Genomic DNA, 23,327 nt, shown 5'->3' on the forward strand with positions numbered 1-23,327 from the left:
TATTTATGATTGTTTATTAGCGGTCACATGGAATCGCGCATGGTGTATAATCATCCTATCGTTTGACAGTTTGGTCATGCTCGATTTCCTTTTTTTTGGTCAGATAGTAGTTGTTGATACTGAGAAATGGCGTTGCCAGGATCTGCAGCGCTCATCACACCAGATACGACAGCGATGCCGTCAAAATCCAGAGATTGGAGCTTCGCTATGCTTTCGGTAGAGATTCCTCCAGCCAGGAAAATTGGAATTGAGGTATATTTTCTTGTCTTTATGACGGTTTCAAACTCTACCAAATCACAACTATTAGCTGTGGAAGATGGGAACATAGAACAAAAGGAGAGGTAGTCAACATCTGCAAAAATGGCCTTCTTAATTAATTCAAGGTCATTATTTACAGTTATGCCAATAATTTTTCCATGCTGCTTCAGCTGGGGAATTGAAGATAAAAGTTCATCAGTCAACTCGTCAAAATGCACTCCATCTAGTCCAAATAGTTCGGCCCATTCAGGATGATTATTTATTAGAATTGGAATTCCTGAGCGACTACAAATCATTTTAATTTTAGCTATCAAAGTAGGTACTTGATCGTGAGACTGGAAATTGTCCCAAATCTGCAGCGCACATGGCTTCGCCGAAACCGCTTTTTCCAATGATTCTAAAAGCTGGTTTTCTTCCATAGAAGGGTCAATCACCAGGTATATTCCGGAGTTAATTTTCGTTTGTTTCTTCATTTCCATCCCGCTTTTAATGCATCAAAATAAGCAACCCAATAGGGATCCGTTTCCTGATAGACTAGGGGAGAAGTAGTGCCTAACTTTTGAATTTGAATGCCAGATATACTATCAGTTACTCTTCCCACTTCAGTGCAGAGAATATTTTCTTCAGCAAGTCTAGTGATCACATCATCGGATTTCTTGCTGTCACAAGCAATGATCATGGATCCCGCACCCACACAGTAGCGGGGATCGAGCCCAAACAATCCTGCAATCGCAGCCGCTGTGTTTCCGATAGGTAATATCTCATTCACGATTATTCCGCCTTTGTCAGACGCAACAAGCATTTCATAAATAGCTCCTAACACTCCACCTTCAGTGACATCATGCATCGCATGAATCTCCGGGAATTTTTCCTCCGTTCCAGCTGCCACTAACGCATCCTTGAGCGAGGAGGTCTGGTAAAATTGCGCACAAGCTGATTGGTAAACTTCTATCCCTAGCATTTGCCTGATCGTTTCGGGAAAGCTCATTCCCAAAATAGCTGTTGCTGTCAAAGCGCATGATTTCGTCACCAGAATCACGTCTCCTTCTTGCGCACCGGTGGAGCATAGCATCTGAGATTCTTTTGCTATAGTGATCAAGGTACCACCTCCGGCAAAAGTCGAATTTTGTCCGTGCACAAATCCCGTATGACCACCTGTGATCGCAATACCAAGTTCTTTGCAATAGCTATCGATATGTCCCCAATAAGTGCTGAAATCCGCATTAGAAAGCGTTTCCGGCAGATTCAGTACAAACTGTCCATACTGCGGAGCAAAGCCAGTAGTGGCCATATCGTTTGCCATCAGGTGTACACTGAGCCAGGCAGACTCCTGCATACCCAAGGAAGGTATCAATGAAAGTGGATCGCTGGTAGCCGCCATCGCCAGACCTCCAGGAAGTGAGGTAATCGATACATCTACTCCGAATGCAGGCCCTTGTTTCACCTCATTTCGCGAAGCGCCTAGCCTTCCAGCCAGCAATTTTTGGTAGCCTTCATGAGTGATTTTGCCTAGATCAGCCATTAATCGACATCATTCAATTTGACATATAAACCGAAAAAGTCTCCATAGGGAACACTCCATTGCTGGACAGGAAACCACTTTGGAAGACCTGTACACGACCACTCAATTGTGTAATCTCTCCCTTCCAAAGCTTCTTCAATGATCTTAATAAGCATCGCTGGTGTATAAAAAGTAGCGGTGACATAGAACGGATTTTTACCAAAAACCTGCTGAACTCTTCGTCGAAGCACCTTCGGAGAATTGCGATTCATCATTCCCATCGCAATGCCGTATTTGGCCACACGGGCAGATTCCCGAATCACTTTCACCGGATCTTTGTAATATTCAAACGTAGTAATGAAAGCCAAGGAATCGAACGTATGATCCTTGAATGGCATGTGATGCGAATCCGCCATGACCAAGTCGCCGTCAAATAAATGAACCGCCTGGGAAAGCATCAGCGGAGAAATGTCACCTCCAGTTGCTTTGATACCGATTTCCTTCCACCAGCGCGTAAATCTTGTAGTGCCACAGCCAAATTCCAAGAGGGTTTTTACACGTTTGTCTTTGGACACCAATTGCTCCATGACTTTCTTTTGCCATACTTCGGCACGCTTGTATCGCCCTTCGTACCATAGCTCATAAGTGTCGGTGTGCGCTCGGTTGAAAAACCATTCAGGTCGATTTTGCCAGTTTTTCTGCGCGTCAGGCAGTAATTCGAAATTCTTTTTCTCGAGTTCCATAGGGAATATTAGGTTGCAAAAATAGTAACTGCATTTCCTGCGGTCAGACAACCAAGAGAAAACAAAGGCGTTTTCTGGCTTAAGCATCCCTACGTTGGCATGATCCAAATCAGGTAATTCGGGTATTTTCTCAGCCTCACCAAAAGGAAGGCACCCCGTGCAATTGTTTCAAATATAGGTGAAAAAGGGTGGACAAAAAACTCAAAGAGGTATTTAGGTAATCATCATTATTCAAAGAATTTTGATACCTACAGGTCACAAAAAAAGCAGAGGCTTTTGACCTCTGCTCGTTGCTTAATTGTTTTTCTTACTTTCTTTTTTTGCGGCTTTATCAGCTCGCTTTTCTTTCAGAGTCTTGGTAGCCGCAGATTTATCGTTCTTAGGTTTACCTTCTGGTTGCTTAGCCATAGTTTATTAGTCAAATTATGTAACTGATTTCCGTTAAGGTAGGGGGAATTCTGTTATTCTTGAAATTGCTTTGAAAAAATATTTCAGCAAAACTACTTACTGAATCTATTATTTTACTGCGATAAAAATATCAACCTCCGAATTTTCACCTTGCTGACATTTAGAACCATAAACTTCAAAGTCTGCCGTATATTTTCTATCCAATTCAGAGTCTTTAGCCCATATCTCTTGCCAAGTAGTTACAACTGCCTCAGGCATTTTTCCCTTGGCTACAAACTTGATATGCTTGCCTCCAGCAAATTCTTTTGAAACCAGTCCAACCCCTAGCTTTTCCAATGTATCCACTTGATAACCTATCATACAGGTATATTTGCCAGTATAATCAGATTCGTAGTCGGTATAGATTGCATAAATATCTTCACTTACTTTTCCTGAAATTTTTGTCCCAATCTGCTCTTCAAAAAATCTTCCCCATAGAGCACCTAAGTCTTCGGCTGCTTTTCCGGATGAATTTGAAGTTCTAACAGCAATTCCAATAAACTTAAAAGGGGCTATAGTATACATTCTGTGGTTGGTTGTAGATAAAAACTCACTTCATTAAAAGAAGCAAGGTAAGTCAAAATAGCCCTTAGCCCTAAACCGAAAGGTAAGCAAATATAAAAGTTTCGTCCTCCACATTCCTCTTGGTGTACCTAGTGGATAAAACCAAAAAAAGCCTCCGAACTCTTTCATTTCGGAGGCTTTGATACTCAATATATCACAATATTAAAATGGGTATTTACCCTGATCTATCATGTAATCAGCGATTTGTCTTCTCAGCTCTTTGGTATTGTAAAGCTCTGATTTGGTGAATCTCTTCAATCCCATCAACATTACTTTTTGCTCATCGCCTTTAGTGAAACTACCAATAGCTTCTTTAGCTGATACATTGATTTTATCAACCGCTTCAGAAAGATAGATCTGCGCCATCGCGATTTGATTCTTGCAGGCTTCTTCGCCCTTCATAGAAACAAGCTTCTCAGTACGAAGAATCGCTGACTCACTAGCGTAGATCTCAATCATGACATCAGCTAGATTCATCATGATTTCCTGCTCATCTTCAATCTTATCCTGAAGCGTCATGGCAGCTTTGCCACCTACCATAAGAAATACTTTCTTCAACTTTTTCAATACTTCTTTCTCAGCTGCAAAAAGCTCAGAAGTATCAATTGTTTCAAATGACGGAACAGAAATCAGTTCTTTGGAAACCGCCATTGCAGGATCGAAAATATTTATATCTCCTTTCATAGCGCGTTTCAATAGCATTCCGACCATCAGCATGCGATTGATTTCATTGGTGCCTTCGTAGATTCTGGAAATTCTAGCATCACGATAAGCACGCTCCATCGGTGCATCAGCTGAATAGCCCATGCCTCCGTAGATTTGAACTCCTTGATCCACCACGTAATCCAACACTTCAGAGCATTGCACTTTTGCAATAGCACACTCGATAGCGAAAGCTTCAACACCTTTCAGTTTAGCTTCTGAAGGATCCATTCCCTCTGCTTCAAGCGAATTGATCTTATCCTCAATATCCTGACCAGCACGGTAGCAAAGTGCTTCGGAAGCGTAGGCTTTGGTAGCCATTTCTGCAAGCTTGGATTTGATCGCGCCAAAGCTGCTGATACTTACGCCAAACTGCTTACGCTCGTTGGCATAATTGATGGCATGTGAAGTCACCGTACGAACTCCACCAAGTACTCCTGCGCCGAGTTTTACTCTACCAATGTTTAGGATATTCACAGCGATTTTGAATCCATTCTGACGATCAGAAAGCATATTCTCCACTGGAACTGGGCAATCGTTAAAGAAAACCTGACGAGTTGATGAGCCTTTAATTCCCATCTTTTTCTCCTCCTCATTCATCGTGATTCCGCCAAAAGACTTCTCTACGATGAAAGCGGTAAGGTTTTTATCATCTTCGATTTTGGCAAAAACGATGAATAAATCAGCAAAACCTGCATTTGAGATCCACATTTTCTGACCGTTCAAAAGGTAGGTTTTACCATCTTCAGAAAGAGTCGCTTTTGTTTTACCACTATTAGCATCCGACCCAGCATCAGGTTCAGTCAAGCAATAACATGCCGCCCATTCGCCCGTAGCAAGCTTTGGAAGGTACTTTTTCTTCTGATCCTCCGTGCCGTAATACAAGATAGGTAGCGTACCGATGCCAGTATGTGCACCATAAGTAGTAGAGAAAGAACCAGCTGCGCCGATGATATCTGCGATCAGCATAGATGTGTTGAAACTCATGCCCATCCCTCCGTACTCCTCAGGAACAGTAATTCCCAAAAGGCCAAGATCTCCGGCTTTTTTGAAAATAGTGGGAACAAGCTCAGGATCTTTCATACTATCGATTTCATAAATATTCGGAGTGATCTCCGTATCTATAAAATCCTGACAGGCCTGAGCCATCATTCGTTGTTCTTCGGTAAATTCTGCTGGGATAAAGATGTCTTGTGCATCCGTTTCCTTGATAAGGAATTCTCCTCCTTGGGTTGATTTTGTGGCCATTGTTATAAATTAAGACTTTAGATTTTAGACGCTAAACATCAGACTTAGCATCGGACTTCATTATTCATCATTTCTCATTCATCATTCGATATGGAAAAGTTCAAAAATTCAGAATGTCGAATGCTGAATGCTGAATTTTGAATGATGAAGTGGGTAGGACTTCCTATTTAAGCAGTTCGTAAACACCAGCAACGCCCTGACCACCACCTACACAAGCAGTGACTAGTCCGTATTTTTTATTCTGCCGACGAAGTTCATTGAACATTTGTATGGAAAGCTTTGCTCCAGTACATCCCAACGGGTGACCAAGTGAAACAGCTCCACCATTTACATTGACTATATCAGGATTGAGATCCAACGCTTTGATTACTGATAATCCTTGAGCAGCAAATGCTTCATTCAGCTCAATCAAATCAATATCATTCAAGGTTAATCCAGCTTGCTTCAATGCTTTTGGAACGGCTACTTTTGGTCCTATGCCCATGATTCTAGGATCAACTCCTGCAGCGCTATAAGACATCATTCTAGCAATTGGCTCAATGTTCAGTTCCTTCACCATTCGCTCAGACATTACGACTACGAAAGCCGCTCCATCAGAAGTTTGAGATGAATTACCGGCTGTCACTTGCCCTCCATTTTTGAAAGCAGGTCTCAGTCCAGCCAAAACTTCCATGGTAGTACCTGGACGAGGACCTTCATCCGTATCTACTACAAATTTTCTAGTTTTCTTTTTGCCATTTTCATCCAGGTAAGTTTCCTCCACTTCTACTGGCACAATCTCATCCTTGAACTTTCCGGCCGCTATTGCAGCTAGAGCTTTCTCGTGAGACTTGACAGAAAAAGCATCAGATTCTTCCCGAGTAATACTGTATTCCTTAGCCAGTTCCTCAGCTGTCAATCCCATACTGATGTAATAAGAAGGATGTTCAGTTGCTATTTTATAATTTAAAACTGTTTTGTAACCCATCATTGGTACTAGAGACATAGATTCTGTCCCTCCAGCGATGATACAATCTGCCATTCCAGCTTTCACTTTTCCTACAGCCAATGCGATAGCTTCAATACCCGAACCGCAATAACGATTCACTATAAATCCCGGGTTATCTACTCCCAAGGCCATTAGAGAAATCATCCTACCCATTTGCATTCCTTGCTCAGCCTCAGGTACTGCATTTCCTACGATCAGATCATCGACCATTTTGGCTTCAAGACCTGGAGTATTTGCAAGCAAATGCGTAATCACATCTGTTGCCAAATCATCTGGACGATAAAATCTAAAGCCTCCTTTTTTGGCTTTCCCTACCGCCGATCTATATCCATTTACTATATATGCTTCCATGTTATTTTCGAGTTATTTTTGTGTTGAGATACTTGGTACATTGTACGTCATACTTAGAATATCAATTTCTCAACGGTTTTCCCTTGAATAAAATACTGTGAATTCTCTCCAGCGTCTTCTTTTCACCAGTAAGACTTAGGAAGGCTTCTCTTTCCAAATCCAATAAGTATCTCTCTGATACTTCCGTTGGGGTAGATAAATCACCTCCAGACATAACCCAAGCTAATTTTCGAGCAATCTTAGCATCATGCTCAGAAATGTAAGCGCCGTATTGCATTCCAGTAATTCCAGCATCAAAAAGTGCTAGCGACTCTTTACCCAACACTTTGATATTTGTCTGCTCAATTGGCTGAGTGTATCCAGCTTCATGCATGGAAAGCACTTTTGATTTTGCTTCTGCCAACTGACGCTTTCTATTCAGCGTGATTCCATCTGATTTTCTCAAGTAACCCAGATTTCTCGCTTCTTCTGCAGAAGTGGAAACCTTCGCCATGGCAATATTCATGAAGTATTCTTGCAGCTGATTCAATTCTACATCTCCGGCGTTTACACTATTGGAGAATCTCAGGGTCATCTCCTTGGTACCACCACCAGCTGGTATCAAACCAACTCCAACTTCCACTAATCCCATGTACAATTCCGCATGTGCCTGAACGTGATCCGAGTGAAGCGAAAGCTCACAACCACCACCCAAAGCCATATTATGCGGTGCAACTACCACTGGAACAGATGAAAAACGAGCTCTCATCATGGTGTTCTGGAATTGAGCAATCATCAAATTAATCTCATCGTAATCCTGATCTCCTGCGAACATGAAGAGCATCGCAAGATTCGCTCCTGCGGAGAAATTCGCTCCTTCATTACCAATCACAAGGCCTTTGTGAGACTTCTCAGCCATACCTATCGCGGTATTAATTCCTTCGATCACTTCGGCACCCATGGAATTCATTTTGGTATGGAACTCCAAGCCGATCACATCATCGCCCATGTCATAGACAGATGCTCCAGCATTATCCCAGATTTTCTTCCCAGCAGCTTTCAGCGTATCCAAAATGATGAATTCATCTAAGCCTGGAATTTCGAGATAGGATTTACTTGGTATGTCGTAATAATGCTTTTTACCATTTTCTACTTTGTAAAAAGAATCATTTCCAGCTTCTAGCATCTCGTAAACCCAAGCTGCAGGCTTCTCACCAGCTGCTTCCATTTTGTCCACGGTTACTTTGACACCCAGTACATCCCAAGTCTCGAAAGGTCCAAGTTCCCAACCGAATCCAGCAGAAACTGCCTGATCGATTCTATACAGTTCATCAGAAATCTCAGGAATACGATTTGAACAGTATCTGAACAAATCATAAAAAGAAGCACGGTAAAATTCACCAGCTCGATCATCAAAATTCACTAAGAATTTGATTCGCTTTCTTAGGTCTTCAAATTCTTTGGCAGCTTCTAAAGCCTTAAACTTCGGCTTCTCTACGTCCTTATATTCGAACGTTTCAAAGTCAATTTCCTTCAGCTCTTTTCTGCCATCTTCATGACGGATCATTTTGAAGTAACCCTGACCTGTCTTATCTCCAAACCACTTATTATTATAAAGTACCTCGACAATTTTAGGCAGCTTAAATTTCTCCCGAGACTCGTCATTCGGTAAAGCTTTGTAGAGGTTATTAGCAACATTCACAGTAGTATCCAAACCGACTACATCCATTGTTCTAAACGTAGCTGATTTAGCTCTTCCTATTAATGTTCCTGTTAATTTATCTACCTCAGATACTCCAAAGCCCATTTTCTCTATGGCGTGCATCGCAGAGATAATCGCGTAAACACCTATTCTATTGGCAATAAACGCAGGCGTGTCCTTACAAAGCACGGTTTCTTTACCAAGGAACTTATCACCGTATTCCATCATGAATTCCACGATTTCAGGCTTGGTTTTAGGCCCAGGAATAATTTCCAGAAGCCTCAAATATCTCGGTGGATTGAAAAAGTGCGTGCCTACAAAATTCTCTTGAAAATCTTCAGATCTTCCCTCGCACATCATGTGCATCGGAATTCCAGAAGTATTGGAAGTAATCAACGTTCCAGGCTTCCGGTACTTTTCTACTTTCTCAAAAAGTGACTGCTTGATATCCAAACGCTCGACGATTACCTCAATTACCCAGTCGTAATCTTTAATTTTCGGAAGATCATCGTCAAAATTTCCAGTAGTAATTCGATCTGCAAATGCTTTGTCGTAGATAGCTGAAGGATTTGACTTAAGCGTGCTTTGCAAAGCTGCAGTTACTATTCGGTTTCTGACAATAGGATCTTCCTTGGTCAGTCCTTTTTTCTGTTCCTGCTCTGTGAGTTCAAAAGGTACAATGTCCAATAAAAGTACCTGTACGCCGATATTGGCGAAATGACAGGCAATTCTGGATCCCATAACTCCCGAACCTAAAACGGCAACTTTTTTAATGGTTCTGTTCATAATTTTGGGCTTTTGGTCTTATTAACCTAGTGGCGGTTATTGGTTTATAATTCAAATATTGGTTTGTTGATATCTACTCCTTTATCAGTTTGTACCTGATCGATTACGAGTTGTATCTTTTCAAATACGCTAAAAAAGCTATTTAGATCTTCTTCACTCACTACTTCGCGTACTTGCTCGTTAAATTCTCTGATGGTATTGACAGAAATAGCTTTGATTCTTTTACCCTCTTCAGTAAGATAAATCCGAACGGATCGTTTATCTACCAGATCTGGTTTTTTGAAAATTAGTCCCTTTTCCTCCATCGTCTTCAGCATACGAGTAAGACTTCTAGTCTCCAGACCAATCTGCGGTGCAATCTTGGTTGCTGGCGTTCCATCTTTCGAATGGATATTGATCAATACAAAGCCTATGGCGGTGGTAAAGCCTTCCTCAGCGGCTTGTTGATTGTACATCCTAGAGATAGCATGCCAAGCGCTTTTAATATGATAATCAACTGTTTCTTCTCTCTTCATCTCAACGGAATACTTCAATTTTAACGATTCCTAAGTTACAAAAAATAATGTATGCATGCATACTATATTTGAAAAAAGTTATGCATGCATCACAAATATTAGCTCGTGAAAGCTGCAATTAAGAAGACTTAGTATAAGGATTAACTGTTTTACTACAGCAATTCAGAAGGAATTGAAAGAATTTTACTTATTCTTAGAAATTTCTATTGATGTTAAACATTATGAATTTTTCAGAAAACGAATGTGTCAATCGACATAGAGTTGTTCTAACTCTTTTTCAAATTTCTGATGGATTACTTTTCGCTTCAATTTCATCGTTGGCGTCAATTCTCCTGATTCTATACCCCAAGGTTCTGGTAATAGCTTAAAACGTTTTATTTGCTCCCACTTACCGAAAAATTTATTTAACTCCTCTATTTCTCGATTATACTTCTCAATTATTTCAGCCTTCTCTATCATTTCAGCATCGCCAGTGTATGGTATGCCTTTGTGCTGACAATAATCCTTCAAAGCGTCAAAACTTGGAATAATCAAAGCGGAAGGATAATTTCTATTTTCTCCTACTACAATCAACTGATCTATCAAGCTAGATTCTTTGAATTTGTTCTCCATTGCCTGAGGAGCGATGTACTTTCCACCGGAAGTTTTGAACATCTCTTTTTTACGATCTGTAATTTTCAGATACTCGCCGTCCATCTGCCCTATGTCACCTGTATGAAACCAGTCATTTTGAAGTACCTCTGCAGTGAGTTCAGGCTGTTTGTAGTATCCTTGCATCACATTAGGTCCTTTCACGAGGATTTCGCCATCTGAAGCAATTTTCACTTCCACATCGGTAATTAATTTTCCTACATAGCCTATCCTCATATCCTCCAAGGAACAAACCGAAGCTGAAACTACCGGAGAAGTCTCTGTTAGTCCATATCCCTCGCATACTTTAATCCCAGCAGCCCAAAATACCCGGGCTAATCTAGGCTGTAAAGCTGAAGCTCCAGAATTAATCTGCAGCACCTCTCCGCCTAGCGCTTCTCTCCATTTACTAAAAATAATCTTGTTAGCGAGTTTGAGTTGCAAGTCATACCAAGCACCTGGACTTGTATTTGGATCATATTTCAATCCTAGATTCAATGCCCAGAAGAAAAGCGATTTTTTGACTCCTTTCAACTCATAACCCTTTGCCACGATTTTATCATAAATCTTCTCCAGCAATCTTGGGACAGTATTGAATGCATGTGGTTTGATTTCCTTTATATTTTCTCCAATGCTATCCATATTCTCGGCATAGTAAATAGAGAATCCTACATAGTAAAAACAGAAAAATCCTGTCCGCTCATAAATATGACAAAGCGGCAGAAAACTCAAAATCCTAGAAGAGCCTTTCTCAGGTGTCATTATATCAGCAATGCCAATAAGGTTTGAAAGCACGTTAGAATGAGTAAGCATGACACCTTTTGGCCTGCCCGTGGTACCGGAAGTATAAATAATAGTAAAAAGATCGCTTGGTTTGACCTGCTCCTTGGCATTTTCAAGGCCCAAAATATCCTCATTAACACCTTTAGCTAAGAAGTCTTCCCAGAAGATAGCTCCTTCTAATTTTTCAAAACTATAGATCAATCGATCCCCTGCAGCAGCTTTTGCTTTTTCGTAGATTACTTCATCACCCACAAAAATCATCTTCACTTCTGCGTGCTCAAAAATGTACTCATAATCAGCAGAAGTGATCGTAGGATACATTGGAACTGAAATAGCTCCAATTTGCTGTAAGGCTAGGTCTACAAAATTCCATTCTGGGCAGTTATTCGAAATGATCGCAACTTTCTCTCCTGGCAAAATCCCTACTTTAAGAAATGCCAAGCTCAGATTATCTGCGATTTTTTTTACATCTCTAGAAGAAAACGATTTCCATTTTCCATTTTCTTTTTTTGACAAAGCAATTTCCTTGTCGTAGGTAGCAATTTGGTAAGGGATTAAATCAAAAAGTCTAGTCGGTTTCATGAAGGTTCTATTTTGGGATACCTATAATATTACCAAAATACCAGAGCATTACAAAGAGTTATCCACGCTCTCTTTTTATAATAATTGTAAAATAGATTTTTTAAAAAATTCTTTACTAAGGTTATTAGGACTGTGGATTTGTGGAAAAGAAGGCTAATTATTCTTCTCCACGTTTGGTTTAGGTTAACCTTGCAGTTTCCCACTGGTTATCCCCTTTTTATCCACATGTAAGTGGTTGTGATTAAAGGGCGTAATTCAATTTGTTGGTTTCTGTGGATGGTGACTTGTCTATTCAGTGTTGGGAATTATGCTGTGGATAGAATGAGTTTGCTTGGTGGATAAGTGTTGGCTTTTCCCCAAAATACCTACTCGGAGTAAAAGTGACATGTTGGTACGTGTATAAGTGGTGAGTTATCGTTAAGTAGTCCACGCTTATCCACAGTTAAATTGGCACTTATCCACGTCTAATTTTGAGTGGTTTTTAGACCTGTTTTTGGAGCTGCTCTTATGACCTGATCTACCAAAGTCCATCCACCTCGTATGGTTATATTCTTATTTCCAGTTTCGGGATCTATGTAATTGAATACTCTTTCTGCATATCGCTTTTCTTCGAAATTGGCCGGATCCCATCGTTTATTGCCATTTACATCCTCTATGACACGAATTTGGTAATTGCCTGCTTCTATTAAGTTAAAAGCGAATTTATTTCCCGTTTCTATGTAGGCTTCTCTCTTAGGTTCTCCTTTACTGTCCAAGAGCTGAATGATAAATGGCGCTTCTGCCCCTTCTATAGTCCCTTCTATAGCATCTGCCAGTGTTTCTTTTTTCAATTTCTTGTAAATAGCTGAAATAGCCACATCATTGAATTGCCCTTCAACATCGATAAAAGTAGAATCAGTGGCCTTCAAAGTGAATGATTCGAATAGTATTGAATCTGGTATGCTAAGGTTAATTTCCAGTACATCTCTTCTTAAAGAGTCTTTGAAACTTAACATTTCAGGGGTTATAGGTATAAATGAAGCTGTATCGTACGCTAGGTAAAGGGAATCGTACTTAATGGTTTTAAGTGGCTTATTGAATATTAATTCTACTGGGAGCTTTTGATAAAAGCTTTTACCAGAATTAGGTATTACTGTTAGTTTTTCAAGCTTTCTATCTGATTCTTCGAATTTTGCCCAAATAAGGGAGTCAACTTGGTACCCTACAGAATCTATTAAATTGATTTTGAATGCTAAACTATCGGCAATAGGATTTCCTGAATATAGATTTATTCTTTTGTCTCCAAGAGTATAGAATATTTCACTGCCTAATTTCTCATTTTGTAAAGAGATTTCTACGGGAGTTTTATTTAGAACAATGGTGTAGTTTGATCCTAAAGGAGAAGATCTAAGTAAACGAATTGGATTTTGGTCGCCTTTAGATAGGTTGAATTGTATGCCGTCGATATTTTGGTCAATAGTTATTGTGTCTTTTATGAAATCATATGATTCTGATTTGTATTCTGCCTTCAAACTATTGTTATCGTCTTGCCATGCATAGGCTAAATATTTACCGGCTTTGATATTGGTGATGTTGAATTTTCCCATTGTATCGACTTGCGTCAAATAATATGGAGCAGCTAAAAAAACGTTTGTCGTATCATCTATGGAATATAGACCAACGATAGCATCTTCTAATTTGTCATTTCTTCCTGGAAAATAGGTATTGACTTTTCCTGAGAATTTGAGACTATCAATGTTGCTTCCTGTAGAAAAAACCAACTTTAAATTTTCTGTTGGATTTCCTTCCGAGAGATCTGTAATTGATTTTTGAAAGTTGAACACGTAAGTGGTACTATCTTCTAATTCCTGGTTTAGATCAATAATTAGGATGTTTTTCAGTGCCGTGAATATTACCTCATCCTTATTAATTCGTGGAGTAATCAGGATGTTTTTAGTGGCGTTATCTAGTTTAATATATTCATCGAAAACAATGGTAATTTTCTCAGGCTTGATGTTCAAGCTTTGATCTTTTGGGGTCATCTCCATTACTTTTGGAGGATCCTCATCTCTTGGCCCACCCATAGGTGTACTTTGTTTAGCACAAGAAAAAGCTAGTATGCTTATAACTAAAAGTATGATTAGGTTAGTATATCTCACTTCTTTTTGAAAACGAATAAGTTACTTGAATGATTTCCTGTTGTTTTTGCAGCTTCTTTATTTGACTTTCTTCCGGCTGATATTGCCTTCCAATATTTTCGAATTATTGATTGCTTTGGATCTGCATAACCTTCTGACAAGAGAGATACGTAATAGCTGTCGAAGTTCATAGGAAGCTCTTTCACCAAGTGCAAATCAAAGATCTCACCAAAGCTTTCTATTGCTTGATGGTTGAAATGGTAAAGGTGTCTTGGGACATCCCAACCTGCCCAGCTAGTACCATACTTTATAGCATCATAACTTACTGGATTAGGGACGGCTATTAGTATATAACCATCTGATTTTAAGAGTTTTAGGAGTGTTTTAACAGTCTTTCTTAGAGAATGAATATGTTCTAATACATGGTAGAGAGTAATAACATCGTAAGAACCCTTTGGTATGTCATTTACAGATTGATATACTTTCTCATTCACTTTTGAATTAGCCAAATTCCGTGCTTTCTCATTAGGTTCTATTCCTGTTACTTTCCAGCCACTCTCATTTGCCTTGGTTAGTAATTCACCAGTTCCACAGCCATAGTCTAAATATTTGCCTCTGCTTGGCTTTAATTGATTAAGAAGTTTTACTTTTTGAGATACTGCATAGTTTCTTACTTGCTGGTAAACAAATTGAGTTACGTTTTTTGCTTTATCATCGTGAGAGAAATATTCTGGGAAATCGTAATAAGGAGCAATAGTTTCCTCTGTTGGTCTTGGGTTGGTAAATTTCAAACCACAGTCTGTACAATTACAAATTATGAATGACTCTTGGCTTACAGCATAATCTTTTATTTCCTGTGAATTAAGAAATAGTCCACTCTTGCAAAGTGGACATTTAGTAAGTCTTTCAAGCATTTTATCTTCCAAGGTAGACGGTGATTATTGATAAGTCTGCGGGTGTCACTCCAGATATTCTTGAAGCTTGACCCATCGTCTCAGGTCTTACTTTATTCAGTTTTTGTTTTCCTTCAGCCGAAAGTGCAGGAATAGCTATGTAGTCAAATTTCAATGGAATTTTGAAGTTTTCCATATTGCTTAGTTTATCTACCATCTGCTGTTCTTTCTCTATGTAGCTGTCATATTTTATTTGGATTTCAGCTTGTTCTAAAACTTCAGTTGGGTATTTGGATAGATATGCATCAATTTCAGTATTGAAGGTTTTTAATATCTGTAGACCAATTTGCGGTCTTTTCAATAATTTCTCAGCAGATATTTTTTCCTTAATAGTAGATGAACCTATTTCTTCAAGACCTTCATTTACACTTTCTGGTGAAAATTTCTTTTGTTTTAGATCATTGATGAGTTTAGCAGTTTCTTCTTTCTTAGTGTTCATTTTAGCTAAACGTTCATCGGAAGCCAATCCAATATCAAAACCTTTTTGAGTTAATCTTAGGTCTGCATTATCTTGACGAAGTAGAAGTCTGAACTCAGCTCTTGAGGTAAACATTCTATATGGCTCTTCTGTACCTTTATTTATCAAATCATCAATTAATACACCAATATATGCATCTGATCTTTTCAATAAGAAAGGATCTTTTTCTTGTGCTTTTAGACTTGCATTAATTCCAGCTACTAGCCCTTGACAAGCCGCCTCTTCGTATCCGGTAGTTCCATTTATCTGTCCAGCGAAATATAGGTTTTCCATCAATTGAGTCTCTAATGTGAGTTTCAATTGAGTTGGTGGGAAAAAGTCATACTCTATGGCATATCCTGGACGGAACATTTTGGCATTCTCAAACCCAGCTATTTTTCTTATGGCTTTATATTGTACATCTTCTGGAAGTGATGTAGAAAAGCCATTTATATACATCTCTACCGTATTCCATCCTTCTGGTTCTACAAATATCTGATGCCTGTCTCTCTCTGCAAACCGGTTGATCTTATCTTCAATAGAAGGACAATACCTCGGTCCAAGACCTTGTATTCTTCCATTAAACATGGGAGATCTATCGAAACCTTCTTCCAATGTGGAATGGACTTTTTTATTTGTATAAGTTATCCAACAAGTTCGTTGCTCTTTTAGAGCTGTGGTAGAATCTGAATAGCTAAATTTTTCCGGATTCTCATCGCCATATTGGACTTCCATTTTGGAGTAATCTAGACTTCTTCCATCTACTCTGGGTGGAGTTCCAGTCTTCATCCTTCCTGACTCAAAGCCTAGCTCTACCAGTTGTTCGGTAATTCCTCTTGCTGCAGCTTCACCAGTTCTTCCTCCTCCGAATTGCTTTTCGCCAATATGTATAAGGCCATTTAAAAAGGTACCGTTTGTTAGCACTACGCTTTTACCTAGTATTTCTAATCCTATACTTGTTCTGACGCCTTTCAACTCTCCATTTTTCACTACAAGACCAGTGATCATTTCTTGCCAGAAATCCACATTAGGCGTTTGTTCTAGAGCTAATCTCCACTCCTCAGCAAACATCATCCGGTCATTCTGAGATCTTGGAGACCACATAGCAGGTCCTTTGGATCGGTTTAGCATTCTAAACTGAATCATGGATTTGTCGGAAATAATACCTGACATACCTCCAAGTGCATCTATTTCTCTAACTATTTGCCCCTTTGCCACCCCTCCCATTGCTGGGTTGCAAGACATTTGAGCAATCGTATTCATGTTCATAGTACATAATAGCACCTTGGAGCCCATGCGTGCTGCAGCGTGTGCGGCTTCGCATCCTGCATGCCCTGCTCCTACTACTATGACATCGTATATTGGAAACATCGTATCCTTTTATGTTTACTGTTCCACGTGAAACACTTGTGCAATTATAACTTATTGCTTAACTGTTTCACGTGGAACGTTTATAACTCTTCGAATAATTTTATCGCAAATTCCTCTTTACTTCTCATCAGACTTGTCTCTTCATTTGATTTGTCTTTGTAACCTAACAAGTGAAATAGACCGTGACTGATGACTCTGCTTAGTTCCTTTTCTTCCTCCACCTTTAAGGTTTCAGAGTTTTCCTTGACTCGTTCTATACTTATAAAGATATCTCCCTCTATTATTCCTTCATCTTCAGAATTGTCAAAAGTGATAATATCTGTATAAGTGTCATGATCTAAATACTCTACATTAATACTTAGGAGATATTCATCAGAGCAAAAAACGTAATTAAGCTCTGATATCTTGTGATTTTCTGCCTCAGCTAGTTTTTTTAGCCAAACCTTCCTTTTTCTCTTTTCTTTAAGGGAAAATGTTACTTCTTCTGTAAAGAAATTAATTGGCATAGCTTAATTCATGTAAAATGATAGAACTGTTTTTGTGCCATTCTCTTCAAATTTGACATCATCAGAAAGATGCTTTATTAGGAAAATTCCCCTACCACCTATTTTTTCAATGTTTTCGGGTGCTGTAGGATCTTTCAGTAAATTGTAATCAAATCCTTCTCCTTCATCCTGAATAGTGAATAAAAGTAACTCCTCTTCAAGTGTCAATTCTAAATGAACCAATTTGTTTTTGTCACCTTGGTTCCCGTGAATTATTGCATTACTAATGCATTCTGTCACTGAGATCATAATGTTACCATAGATATCATCATTGATCTCAAAGTTTTCACGAGCATTGTCGATGAAACTTTCAATTATTTTTATATTCTCAATAAGAGAAGGAATAGAAATTTTTATGGTTTTCATCATAATTGTTTTCAATGAGTAGTATCTACCTATTTTATTCGACTTCGATTAGAATTGGACAGTGATCGGAATGTTTTGCGTCTGCTAGTATGATGGAGCTTTTTAAGCGATCTTCCATTGATGCGGTGGCCATATGGTAATCAATCCTCCAACCTAAATTTTTTGCTCGAGAGTTTGCTCTGTAGCTCCACCAGGTATAATTATCTGGTTGATCGTTGAATTTCCTGAAACTATCTACAAATCCAGATTCAGTAAATTTATCCATCCAAGCTCTCTCTTCTGGCAAAAATCCTGAGGTGTTTTTATTAGTTTTTGGATTATGTATATCTATTGCCTTATGACAGATATTGTAATCTCCACTTAGTATAAAATTTGGATTGCTTTTTCTCAAATCTTGAGTGTATCCGTATATATCGTCTAAGAATTCATATTTGAATGATTGACGAATGTCCCCAGTTGTGCCTGAAGGAAAATAAGCCGTTAGAAATGAAAAGTCTTCGAAATCTACTTGGAGAAGCCTGCCTTCTTCATCATATTTTGAATAATCCATGCCATGTTTCAGTGATTTTGGCTTGATTTTAGTCAAAATTGCTACTCCACTATACCCTTTTTTGAAAGCAGGGTACCAGTATACTTCATATCCTAAATCCTGAAAAATAGTAGCATCTATTTGATCTAAATTTGCTTTAACCTCTTGTAAACCAATTACATCTGGATTTACCTGTTTAAGCCAATCTATAAATCCTTTGTTCATTGCGGCACGGATGCCATTCACGTTATACGATACTATTTTCACCATTTATTCAATTACTATTTCGTACTCCTTTTCAAAATATTCTAAAACCTGGATCTTCAAAAGCTTCTCTTGATCTAAAAGATCAAAATGAGGAAGATCTTTCGTTAATTTCCAATGAGGCCAACCATCCTGATCTACATGGTCAAGTTCATAGAATCCATCATAGCTCAATACCTTACAAACTGCTATGTGCATCAAGTCTTGTTTCTGTTCCTTACTAAATATCTTGTTTCCTTGACCAAGTTCTTGAACACCAATAAGAAAGAGTACGCCATTTAAGTCCGCAGGTTTTTTTCCTATGGTTTCTTTAAGGCCTTCTAATAGTTTAGACCAACGTTTTTCTAATTCTAGATCGCGTTTAAACATTATAATCTATTGATTTTCAAGTGTTTCCCAGTATTCTGCAGCTCTTCTTAGGTGCGGAATGACTATTGTTCCTCCTATCAAGGTAGCTATAGAAAATACTTCAAAGACCTGTTCTTTAGTTAGTCCAGCTTCATATGATTTTCCTAAATGATACTTAATGCAGTCATCGCATCTTAATACCATGGAGCACGCTAGACCGATCATTTCTTTAGACTTTATATCTATGGTCCCTTCAGCATATGCATTGGTATCAAGATTAAATATACGCTTGATTACTTTATTGTCTGCAGCCAAAATCTTATCATTCATCTGACTGCGGTACTCGTTGAATTCCTCTATGAGATTCATTAACTTAACTGTTTAGGAAAGAATTAAGTAGCAAATATACCACTATTTGCCCTTGGCAGATATGAACAAGCCTTTTTCACAATGCGTTTATTTTTTGTAAAAGATTTTTTGGATTTAGTATTTCCGCGGAATTGTCTTCTGTGCGGTAGGTCTCTGTATGACCATGAAAATAACTTGTGTACAATTTGCAAAGGCACGCTTCCCATCACTAGTTATCATTTAAGACCGATTGATAATGATTTATGTGACAAAGTGAAGGGTCTAAGTACTGTAGGAATGGTGATGGCTTATTTGAAATTTACTAAAGGCGGAAATAGCCAAAAGCTACTACATCAGTTGAAATATAGAAATAAGCCACAATTAGCTAAAGAATTAGGATCTATGTATGGTAAAATTCTCAGCGATACTGGTTTCGATAAATCCTGGGATATGATAGTTCCTGTTCCTCTGCATCCGCTGAAACAAAGTCGCAGAGGCTATAATCAGAGTGAGCAATTTGGACTAGGCCTTAGTCAGAGTTTATCTGTGAAATTGGAAAATGCCTTAATCAGAGGGAAATTTACCGAAACACAAACTCAAAAATCCCGACTTCAAAGGATGGATAATATGGATGAGGTATTTCAAATCTCACCTTACGCTTCTATTTCAGATAAATCTATTCTGCTTGTAGATGACGTGATGACTACAGGTGCTACTTTGTGTGCTTGTGCCAATGTGCTTTTGGCGAACGGTGCAAAAAATGTAGATTTGGTAACCATCGCAGCAGGAGGATAAACAGTATGATTGATATAGAGCTATTAAAATACCCAATTGGCAAATTTCTGAAGCCTGAGCATATCTCGGAGCAAAATCTCAAAGAAGCTAGTGCTTATCTTCGTTTGTTTCCACAGTATTTGGAAGAAACAGTAAAAGAATTTGCAGAGGAGCAATTAAATACTCCTTATCGCCCTGGTGGATGGACTGTCGGAGAAGTGATCCATCATCTGTCAGATAGCCATATGAATGCATTGACACGCTTTAAATTGGCGCTTACAGAGGATAATCCCACCATCAAGCCTTACGATGAAGCTGCCTGGGCCCAAATGCCTGATTATGCCTTACCAATTGACATATCACTTACTTTAATTGCAGGAATTCACTTGAAATGGGCTGTTATACTGGAAAGCATGACTCCATCAGATTTTCAAAAGACCTATTTTCACCCAGAATCTCAAATTTCGGTGCCTTTATCAGAGGTTACACTTATGTATCAATGGCATTCCCAGCATCATTTGGCCCATATTCAGCATTTGATCATTCGGGAGAAGTGGTGAAGGCATTTCAATTAGGAAGTGGCATTTTGGACGCTAGCCTATATTTTGAAATATGAATATTTCCCTCAAAAATCAAAGAATTCTTGTTACCGGAGCCTCTAGAGGAATAGGTAGAGCTATCGCAAAGCAGCTTTCAGAATCTGGAGCTGAAGTGATTATTCATTTTAATAAGAATGCTGTTGAGGCTGAAAAACTCAAAAATGAATTGACAAATCCATCATTTGTTGAATCCTGTGATCTTTCAGATGCAAATCAAGTTGTTGGATTTATTCCAAAATTGGTTGAGAAGTATGGACTGATCTCAGGATTAGTAAATAATGCTGGAATAGCTAAACCTGCTCCAGACGATATGTCAACTAGTGAATGGTTGAAAATCTGGCAAGAAACGCTTCAAGTAAATACCACAGCGCTTGGTATTCTTTGTAAGGAATTTGTTGAGCATGCACTGAGCAACAAAAACGGTCGAATCGTTAATATCTCTTCCCGTGCTGCTTTTCGTGGAGACACCACAGATTATATCGCATATGCGGCTTCCAAAGGCGCTATAGTAAGCCTTACTAGATCTATTGCTAGACATTATGGTAAACAGGGAATCAAGGCTTTCTTGATCGCCCCCGGTTTCACGCGCACAGACATGGCTGATGAAATTCTATCTGAGTATGGAGAGGATTTTGCCCTAAATGACATCGCATTGAATGAGCTGACTAAACCGGAGGATATTGCTCCGATGGTGACGCTACTTTGCTCTGGACTAGCAGATCATGCAACTGGTGCCAGCATCGATATCAATGCAGGTTCGTATGTACATTAGTCACAAATGAATCACTAAGCAAAAAACACATGCCTCAAAGGCAAAAAACCAACGATATCCTTTCGCCAGAATTAGTCAAAATTCTGAAGATCTTCGGCTCGATATCAATAGCTCTAGTAGTTGTACTTTCATTTTTCAATACTAAACGAGCCAATAACACTGGGGATGATCTCACTTTCCGAATGAGTTCTTCTTCACGCTTATATTTTTTGAATATGCGCGCGATCAAATATGACAGAGAAACTAGATCAGATGCTGGCATGGTTCTATTCCGTCATGGGAAAAGAGAAATTTCTAAGACTGAGCCTTCGTTGGATTTGGTGATAATTCTCAATAGCCAAAAAGATGAGGCTTACCTTTATCTAGAACCTGTAAATGTAGATTGGCCTTTGGAAATTCGTGCTTCTAAGGACGACAAAGTGAAAGTATTCCAAGTTCTAAATGGAAATAATTCAGAGTTTTTAGCGTATGTGAGACTACTTGAGCCTTGGATAGCCGATGATGCTAAGTTTGAGATTAAGAATGAATCTGTTTGGACTTCTTTTTGGTCAAAACCAAAAGAAAAGGAAGCTTTACAAACTATATTGGAAGACTATTTTAGATTGATAAATGAACCAGAATGACCCAATGGGAGAACCTAATTCGCAGTTAGAACAATTCAAGAAGTTAATTGGCCAAAAGCTAGATAAAACACCATCAATGGCCGGAAATTGGCTTGGAGGTACACTTCTGGAAATAGAGAAAGGTTTCATTAAAGTCACCTACACGGTAACTTCTGCAATGTGTAATCCGGCAAGAATTCTCCACGGTGGCGTGGCATCACTGATGATGGATGATGTAATCGGTATAGCAAACTTTGTGGCGGGATCTGAATACCTGATGACAAGCATCAATTTGAATGTTGATTTTTTATCTGCTGCACAGATTGGAGAGAAATTAGAAGTGTCTGCAAAATTAGTTCGGTCGGGCTCAAACCTAAATCATTGGGAAGCCGTAATCATTAAAGATTCAGGTAAACTAGTGGCTAAATCGAGCTCAAATATGATTAAAACACATATAAAGCTGAGTGAACTTGGGTTTTAAACTTTTGCACAATTTAATCTCACACAAATAAAATCGAGCATGAAAAAAATCGTACTCCTTGCCTTCTTTGGGCTATTTTCTCTCACTGTATTCTCACAAACTACTATCACTTTTCACCAAAGTAACCTGCCATTCATAGGTGTTAATTACCAATTTGGTGAACGATTTATACCAGAATTTCGAGTTGGTACAGATTCCTATTTTGAAAATATGTCAGCAGAACTTGCAGCCAACTACATTTTCAAAAAAACAGATCGTTTTGAGTTTTATGGTGGAGCAGGCTTAAGAGTAAGAAGTTTTGACGGCGTTGTGGTTCCTATAGGCTTGAATATTTATCCTTTTGAGCAGAAAGACTTTGGATTTCATATCGAAGGAGCACCAATAATTGGTTTCAATGATGATTCGATTTTCCGAGGCTCATTTGGCCTTAGATACCGATTTGTTAAAAATTAGAATTGCTCCATTTTCACCATCAGATCCCAAACCGCTATTCCTAGCGACACAGAGATATTCAAGGAGTGCTTGGTGCCCAATTGTGGGATTTCCAAGACTGCATCACAGGCATTAAGCACTTCTTCTTCTACCCCAAAAACCTCATTTCCGAATACTAACGCATATTTTTTTCCTTTTTCAGGAGTAAAATCATTCAGCTTTATTGAGCGATCTACCTGCTCCAAAGCGCATATCTGATAGCCTTCAGCTCTCAATTTTTCCATTGCTAGCATAGTGTTCAGACAATATTCCCAAGCGACAGACTCGGTCGCACCTAAGGCAGTTTTCTGAATGTCACGATGAGGAGGCGTACCCGTAATTCCACAGAGGTAAATTTTCTCTACACCAAAAGCATCGCCAGTTCGAAAAGCAGAACCGACATTATTTAGACTTCGAACATTGTCCAGAACGAGCACGATTGGCGATTTATCCATTTCCTTAAACTCTTCTACAGAGACTCTTTCGAGCTCGTCCATGCTTAATTTTTTCATCCTTTTTTGTTCTGCTTTATGAATGGCTTATTTTCGGGG

Annotated in this window: 24 protein-coding genes and 1 riboswitch; of the genes, 6 read left to right on the plus strand and 18 right to left on the minus strand. The window is 38.9% G+C overall.

All coding sequences use genetic code 11. From position 1 onward, the window contains the following. Nucleotides 1-74: 74 nt before the first annotated feature. The 17 genes from BM291_RS01310 to BM291_RS01390 form a co-directional block, all read right to left on the minus strand. Nucleotides 75-731 (minus strand): thiamine phosphate synthase, encoded by a 657-nt coding sequence (locus tag BM291_RS01310; RefSeq protein WP_217647278.1) that lies wholly within the window; start codon nt 729-731, stop codon nt 75-77. Then, nucleotides 728-1,780 (minus strand): AIR synthase-related protein, encoded by a 1,053-nt coding sequence (locus BM291_RS01315; protein ID WP_092894370.1) that lies wholly within the window; start codon nt 1,778-1,780, stop codon nt 728-730. The genes BM291_RS01310 and BM291_RS01315 overlap by 4 nt, the downstream gene beginning before the upstream one ends. Further along, entirely contained in the window at nt 1,780-2,502 is a 723-nt protein-coding gene (locus BM291_RS01320; protein WP_092894371.1) for a class I SAM-dependent methyltransferase, read from the minus strand. The genes BM291_RS01315 and BM291_RS01320 overlap by 1 nt, the downstream gene beginning before the upstream one ends. Nucleotides 2,503-2,571: 69 nt before the next feature. Further along, a riboswitch (TPP riboswitch) is annotated at nt 2,572-2,670 on the minus strand. 348 nt (nt 2,671-3,018) lie between these two features. Then, entirely contained in the window at nt 3,019-3,474 is a 456-nt protein-coding gene (locus BM291_RS01325; protein ID WP_092894372.1) for a GyrI-like domain-containing protein, read from the minus strand. A 201-nt stretch (nt 3,475-3,675) separates the two neighbouring features. After that, on the minus strand, nt 3,676-5,463 hold the full coding sequence (locus BM291_RS01330) for an acyl-CoA dehydrogenase family protein (RefSeq protein WP_092894373.1): 1,788 nt from the start codon (nt 5,461-5,463) through the stop codon (nt 3,676-3,678). Nucleotides 5,464-5,626: 163 nt separating this feature from the next. After that, nucleotides 5,627-6,802 (minus strand): thiolase family protein, encoded by a 1,176-nt coding sequence (locus BM291_RS01335; protein ID WP_092894374.1) that lies wholly within the window; start codon nt 6,800-6,802, stop codon nt 5,627-5,629. 61 nt (nt 6,803-6,863) lie between these two features. Continuing rightward, entirely contained in the window at nt 6,864-9,269 is a 2,406-nt protein-coding gene (locus BM291_RS01340) for a 3-hydroxyacyl-CoA dehydrogenase/enoyl-CoA hydratase family protein (RefSeq protein WP_092894375.1), read from the minus strand. A gap of 44 nt (nt 9,270-9,313) precedes the next feature. Beyond that, nucleotides 9,314-9,784, minus strand: coding sequence for a MarR family winged helix-turn-helix transcriptional regulator (locus tag BM291_RS01345; protein ID WP_092894376.1), 471 nt, complete (start codon nt 9,782-9,784; stop codon nt 9,314-9,316). A gap of 246 nt (nt 9,785-10,030) precedes the next feature. After that, nucleotides 10,031-11,779, minus strand: a complete 1,749-nt coding sequence (locus tag BM291_RS01350) for an AMP-dependent synthetase/ligase (protein ID WP_092894377.1) — start codon at nt 11,777-11,779, stop codon at nt 10,031-10,033. Between the two features lie 464 nt (nt 11,780-12,243). After that, complete coding sequence (locus BM291_RS01355) at nt 12,244-13,842, minus strand: Ig-like domain-containing domain (RefSeq protein WP_245786748.1); 1,599 nt, start codon at nt 13,840-13,842, stop codon at nt 12,244-12,246. 71 nt (nt 13,843-13,913) lie between these two features. Then, nucleotides 13,914-14,687, minus strand: coding sequence for a class I SAM-dependent methyltransferase (locus BM291_RS01360; RefSeq protein ID WP_245786749.1), 774 nt, complete (start codon nt 14,685-14,687; stop codon nt 13,914-13,916). Between the two features lie 124 nt (nt 14,688-14,811). Next, nucleotides 14,812-16,677 (minus strand): tRNA uridine-5-carboxymethylaminomethyl(34) synthesis enzyme MnmG, encoded by a 1,866-nt coding sequence (mnmG, locus tag BM291_RS01365; RefSeq protein WP_092894380.1) that lies wholly within the window; start codon nt 16,675-16,677, stop codon nt 14,812-14,814. Nucleotides 16,678-16,757: 80 nt separating this feature from the next. Continuing rightward, complete coding sequence (ybeY, locus tag BM291_RS01370; protein ID WP_092894381.1) at nt 16,758-17,183, minus strand: rRNA maturation RNase YbeY; 426 nt, start codon at nt 17,181-17,183, stop codon at nt 16,758-16,760. A 3-nt stretch (nt 17,184-17,186) separates the two neighbouring features. Continuing rightward, nucleotides 17,187-17,588 carry an ATP-binding protein gene (locus BM291_RS01375; RefSeq protein WP_092894565.1) on the minus strand — a complete coding sequence of 134 codons (402 nt, stop codon included), beginning with the start codon at nt 17,586-17,588 and terminating at the stop codon, nt 17,187-17,189. 34 nt (nt 17,589-17,622) lie between these two features. After that, the gene (locus tag BM291_RS01380) at nt 17,623-18,384 is read right to left on the minus strand and encodes an exodeoxyribonuclease III (RefSeq protein ID WP_092894566.1); all 762 of its coding nucleotides are present in this window, start codon (nt 18,382-18,384) and stop codon (nt 17,623-17,625) included. A 3-nt stretch (nt 18,385-18,387) separates the two neighbouring features. Next, nucleotides 18,388-18,750 carry a hypothetical protein gene (locus BM291_RS01385; protein WP_092894382.1) on the minus strand — a complete coding sequence of 121 codons (363 nt, stop codon included), beginning with the start codon at nt 18,748-18,750 and terminating at the stop codon, nt 18,388-18,390. A gap of 6 nt (nt 18,751-18,756) precedes the next feature. Next, the gene (locus tag BM291_RS01390; RefSeq protein ID WP_092894383.1) at nt 18,757-19,098 is read right to left on the minus strand and encodes a carboxymuconolactone decarboxylase family protein; all 342 of its coding nucleotides are present in this window, start codon (nt 19,096-19,098) and stop codon (nt 18,757-18,759) included. Between the two features lie 81 nt (nt 19,099-19,179). Between BM291_RS01390 and BM291_RS01395 the strand changes: the two genes are divergently transcribed. Genes BM291_RS01395 through BM291_RS01420 form a run of 6 tightly spaced genes read left to right on the plus strand, consistent with a single transcriptional unit; the run spans nt 19,180 to nt 22,758 of the window. Next, nucleotides 19,180-19,872, plus strand: coding sequence for a ComF family protein (locus BM291_RS01395; protein ID WP_092894384.1), 693 nt, complete (start codon nt 19,180-19,182; stop codon nt 19,870-19,872). A gap of 5 nt (nt 19,873-19,877) precedes the next feature. Next, nucleotides 19,878-20,411 carry a YfiT family bacillithiol transferase gene (locus BM291_RS01400; RefSeq protein WP_092894385.1) on the plus strand — a complete coding sequence of 178 codons (534 nt, stop codon included), beginning with the start codon at nt 19,878-19,880 and terminating at the stop codon, nt 20,409-20,411. Nucleotides 20,412-20,463: 52 nt separating this feature from the next. Continuing rightward, entirely contained in the window at nt 20,464-21,222 is a 759-nt protein-coding gene (locus BM291_RS01405) for an SDR family NAD(P)-dependent oxidoreductase (protein ID WP_092894386.1), read from the plus strand. Nucleotides 21,223-21,251: 29 nt separating this feature from the next. After that, entirely contained in the window at nt 21,252-21,845 is a 594-nt protein-coding gene (locus BM291_RS01410) for a hypothetical protein (RefSeq protein WP_092894387.1), read from the plus strand. Continuing rightward, on the plus strand, nt 21,832-22,305 hold the full coding sequence (locus BM291_RS01415) for a PaaI family thioesterase (RefSeq protein WP_092894388.1): 474 nt from the start codon (nt 21,832-21,834) through the stop codon (nt 22,303-22,305). The genes BM291_RS01410 and BM291_RS01415 overlap by 14 nt, the downstream gene beginning before the upstream one ends. Before the next feature lie 39 nt (nt 22,306-22,344). After that, nucleotides 22,345-22,758 (plus strand): hypothetical protein, encoded by a 414-nt coding sequence (locus tag BM291_RS01420; RefSeq protein ID WP_092894389.1) that lies wholly within the window; start codon nt 22,345-22,347, stop codon nt 22,756-22,758. On the opposite strand, the gene BM291_RS01425 is transcribed toward BM291_RS01420, so the two are convergent. Next, a complete protein-coding gene (locus tag BM291_RS01425) occupies nt 22,755-23,288 on the minus strand; it encodes an RNA methyltransferase (RefSeq protein ID WP_092894390.1) in 534 nt (177 codons plus the stop codon). The two genes, BM291_RS01420 and BM291_RS01425, sit on opposite strands and share 4 nt — an antisense overlap. Nucleotides 23,289-23,327: the final 39 nt, after the last annotated feature.

Origin of the sequence: Algoriphagus aquimarinus, assembly GCF_900112005.1 — a bacterium.
In the GTDB taxonomy this organism is placed as follows: domain Bacteria; phylum Bacteroidota; class Bacteroidia; order Cytophagales; family Cyclobacteriaceae; genus Algoriphagus; species Algoriphagus aquimarinus.

Coding starts and splice junctions, on each gene's coding strand:
- BM291_RS01310 (WP_217647278.1), bottom strand. CDS start 731: ATGAAGAAACAAACGAAAATTAACTCCGGAATATACCTGGTGATTGAC.
- BM291_RS01315 (WP_092894370.1), bottom strand. CDS start 1,780: ATGGCTGATCTAGGCAAAATCACTCATGAAGGCTACCAAAAATTGCTG.
- BM291_RS01320 (WP_092894371.1), bottom strand. CDS start 2,502: ATGGAACTCGAGAAAAAGAATTTCGAATTACTGCCTGACGCGCAGAAA.
- BM291_RS01325 (WP_092894372.1), bottom strand. CDS start 3,474: ATGTATACTATAGCCCCTTTTAAGTTTATTGGAATTGCTGTTAGAACT.
- BM291_RS01330 (WP_092894373.1), bottom strand. CDS start 5,463: ATGGCCACAAAATCAACCCAAGGAGGAGAATTCCTTATCAAGGAAACG.
- BM291_RS01335 (WP_092894374.1), bottom strand. CDS start 6,802: ATGGAAGCATATATAGTAAATGGATATAGATCGGCGGTAGGGAAAGCC.
- BM291_RS01340 (WP_092894375.1), bottom strand. CDS start 9,269: ATGAACAGAACCATTAAAAAAGTTGCCGTTTTAGGTTCGGGAGTTATG.
- BM291_RS01345 (WP_092894376.1), bottom strand. CDS start 9,784: ATGAAGAGAGAAGAAACAGTTGATTATCATATTAAAAGCGCTTGGCAT.
- BM291_RS01350 (WP_092894377.1), bottom strand. CDS start 11,779: ATGAAACCGACTAGACTTTTTGATTTAATCCCTTACCAAATTGCTACC.
- BM291_RS01355 (WP_245786748.1), bottom strand. CDS start 13,842: ATGGGTGGGCCAAGAGATGAGGATCCTCCAAAAGTAATGGAGATGACC.
- mnmG (WP_092894380.1), bottom strand. CDS start 16,677: ATGTTTCCAATATACGATGTCATAGTAGTAGGAGCAGGGCATGCAGGA.
- ybeY (WP_092894381.1), bottom strand. CDS start 17,183: ATGCCAATTAATTTCTTTACAGAAGAAGTAACATTTTCCCTTAAAGAA.
- BM291_RS01375 (WP_092894565.1), bottom strand. CDS start 17,588: ATGAAAACCATAAAAATTTCTATTCCTTCTCTTATTGAGAATATAAAA.
- BM291_RS01385 (WP_092894382.1), bottom strand. CDS start 18,750: ATGTTTAAACGCGATCTAGAATTAGAAAAACGTTGGTCTAAACTATTA.
- BM291_RS01390 (WP_092894383.1), bottom strand. CDS start 19,098: ATGAATCTCATAGAGGAATTCAACGAGTACCGCAGTCAGATGAATGAT.
- BM291_RS01395 (WP_092894384.1), top strand. CDS start 19,180: ATGCGTTTATTTTTTGTAAAAGATTTTTTGGATTTAGTATTTCCGCGG.
- BM291_RS01400 (WP_092894385.1), top strand. CDS start 19,878: ATGATTGATATAGAGCTATTAAAATACCCAATTGGCAAATTTCTGAAG.
- BM291_RS01405 (WP_092894386.1), top strand. CDS start 20,464: ATGAATATTTCCCTCAAAAATCAAAGAATTCTTGTTACCGGAGCCTCT.
- BM291_RS01410 (WP_092894387.1), top strand. CDS start 21,252: ATGCCTCAAAGGCAAAAAACCAACGATATCCTTTCGCCAGAATTAGTC.
- BM291_RS01415 (WP_092894388.1), top strand. CDS start 21,832: ATGAACCAGAATGACCCAATGGGAGAACCTAATTCGCAGTTAGAACAA.
- BM291_RS01420 (WP_092894389.1), top strand. CDS start 22,345: ATGAAAAAAATCGTACTCCTTGCCTTCTTTGGGCTATTTTCTCTCACT.
- BM291_RS01425 (WP_092894390.1), bottom strand. CDS start 23,288: ATGAAAAAATTAAGCATGGACGAGCTCGAAAGAGTCTCTGTAGAAGAG.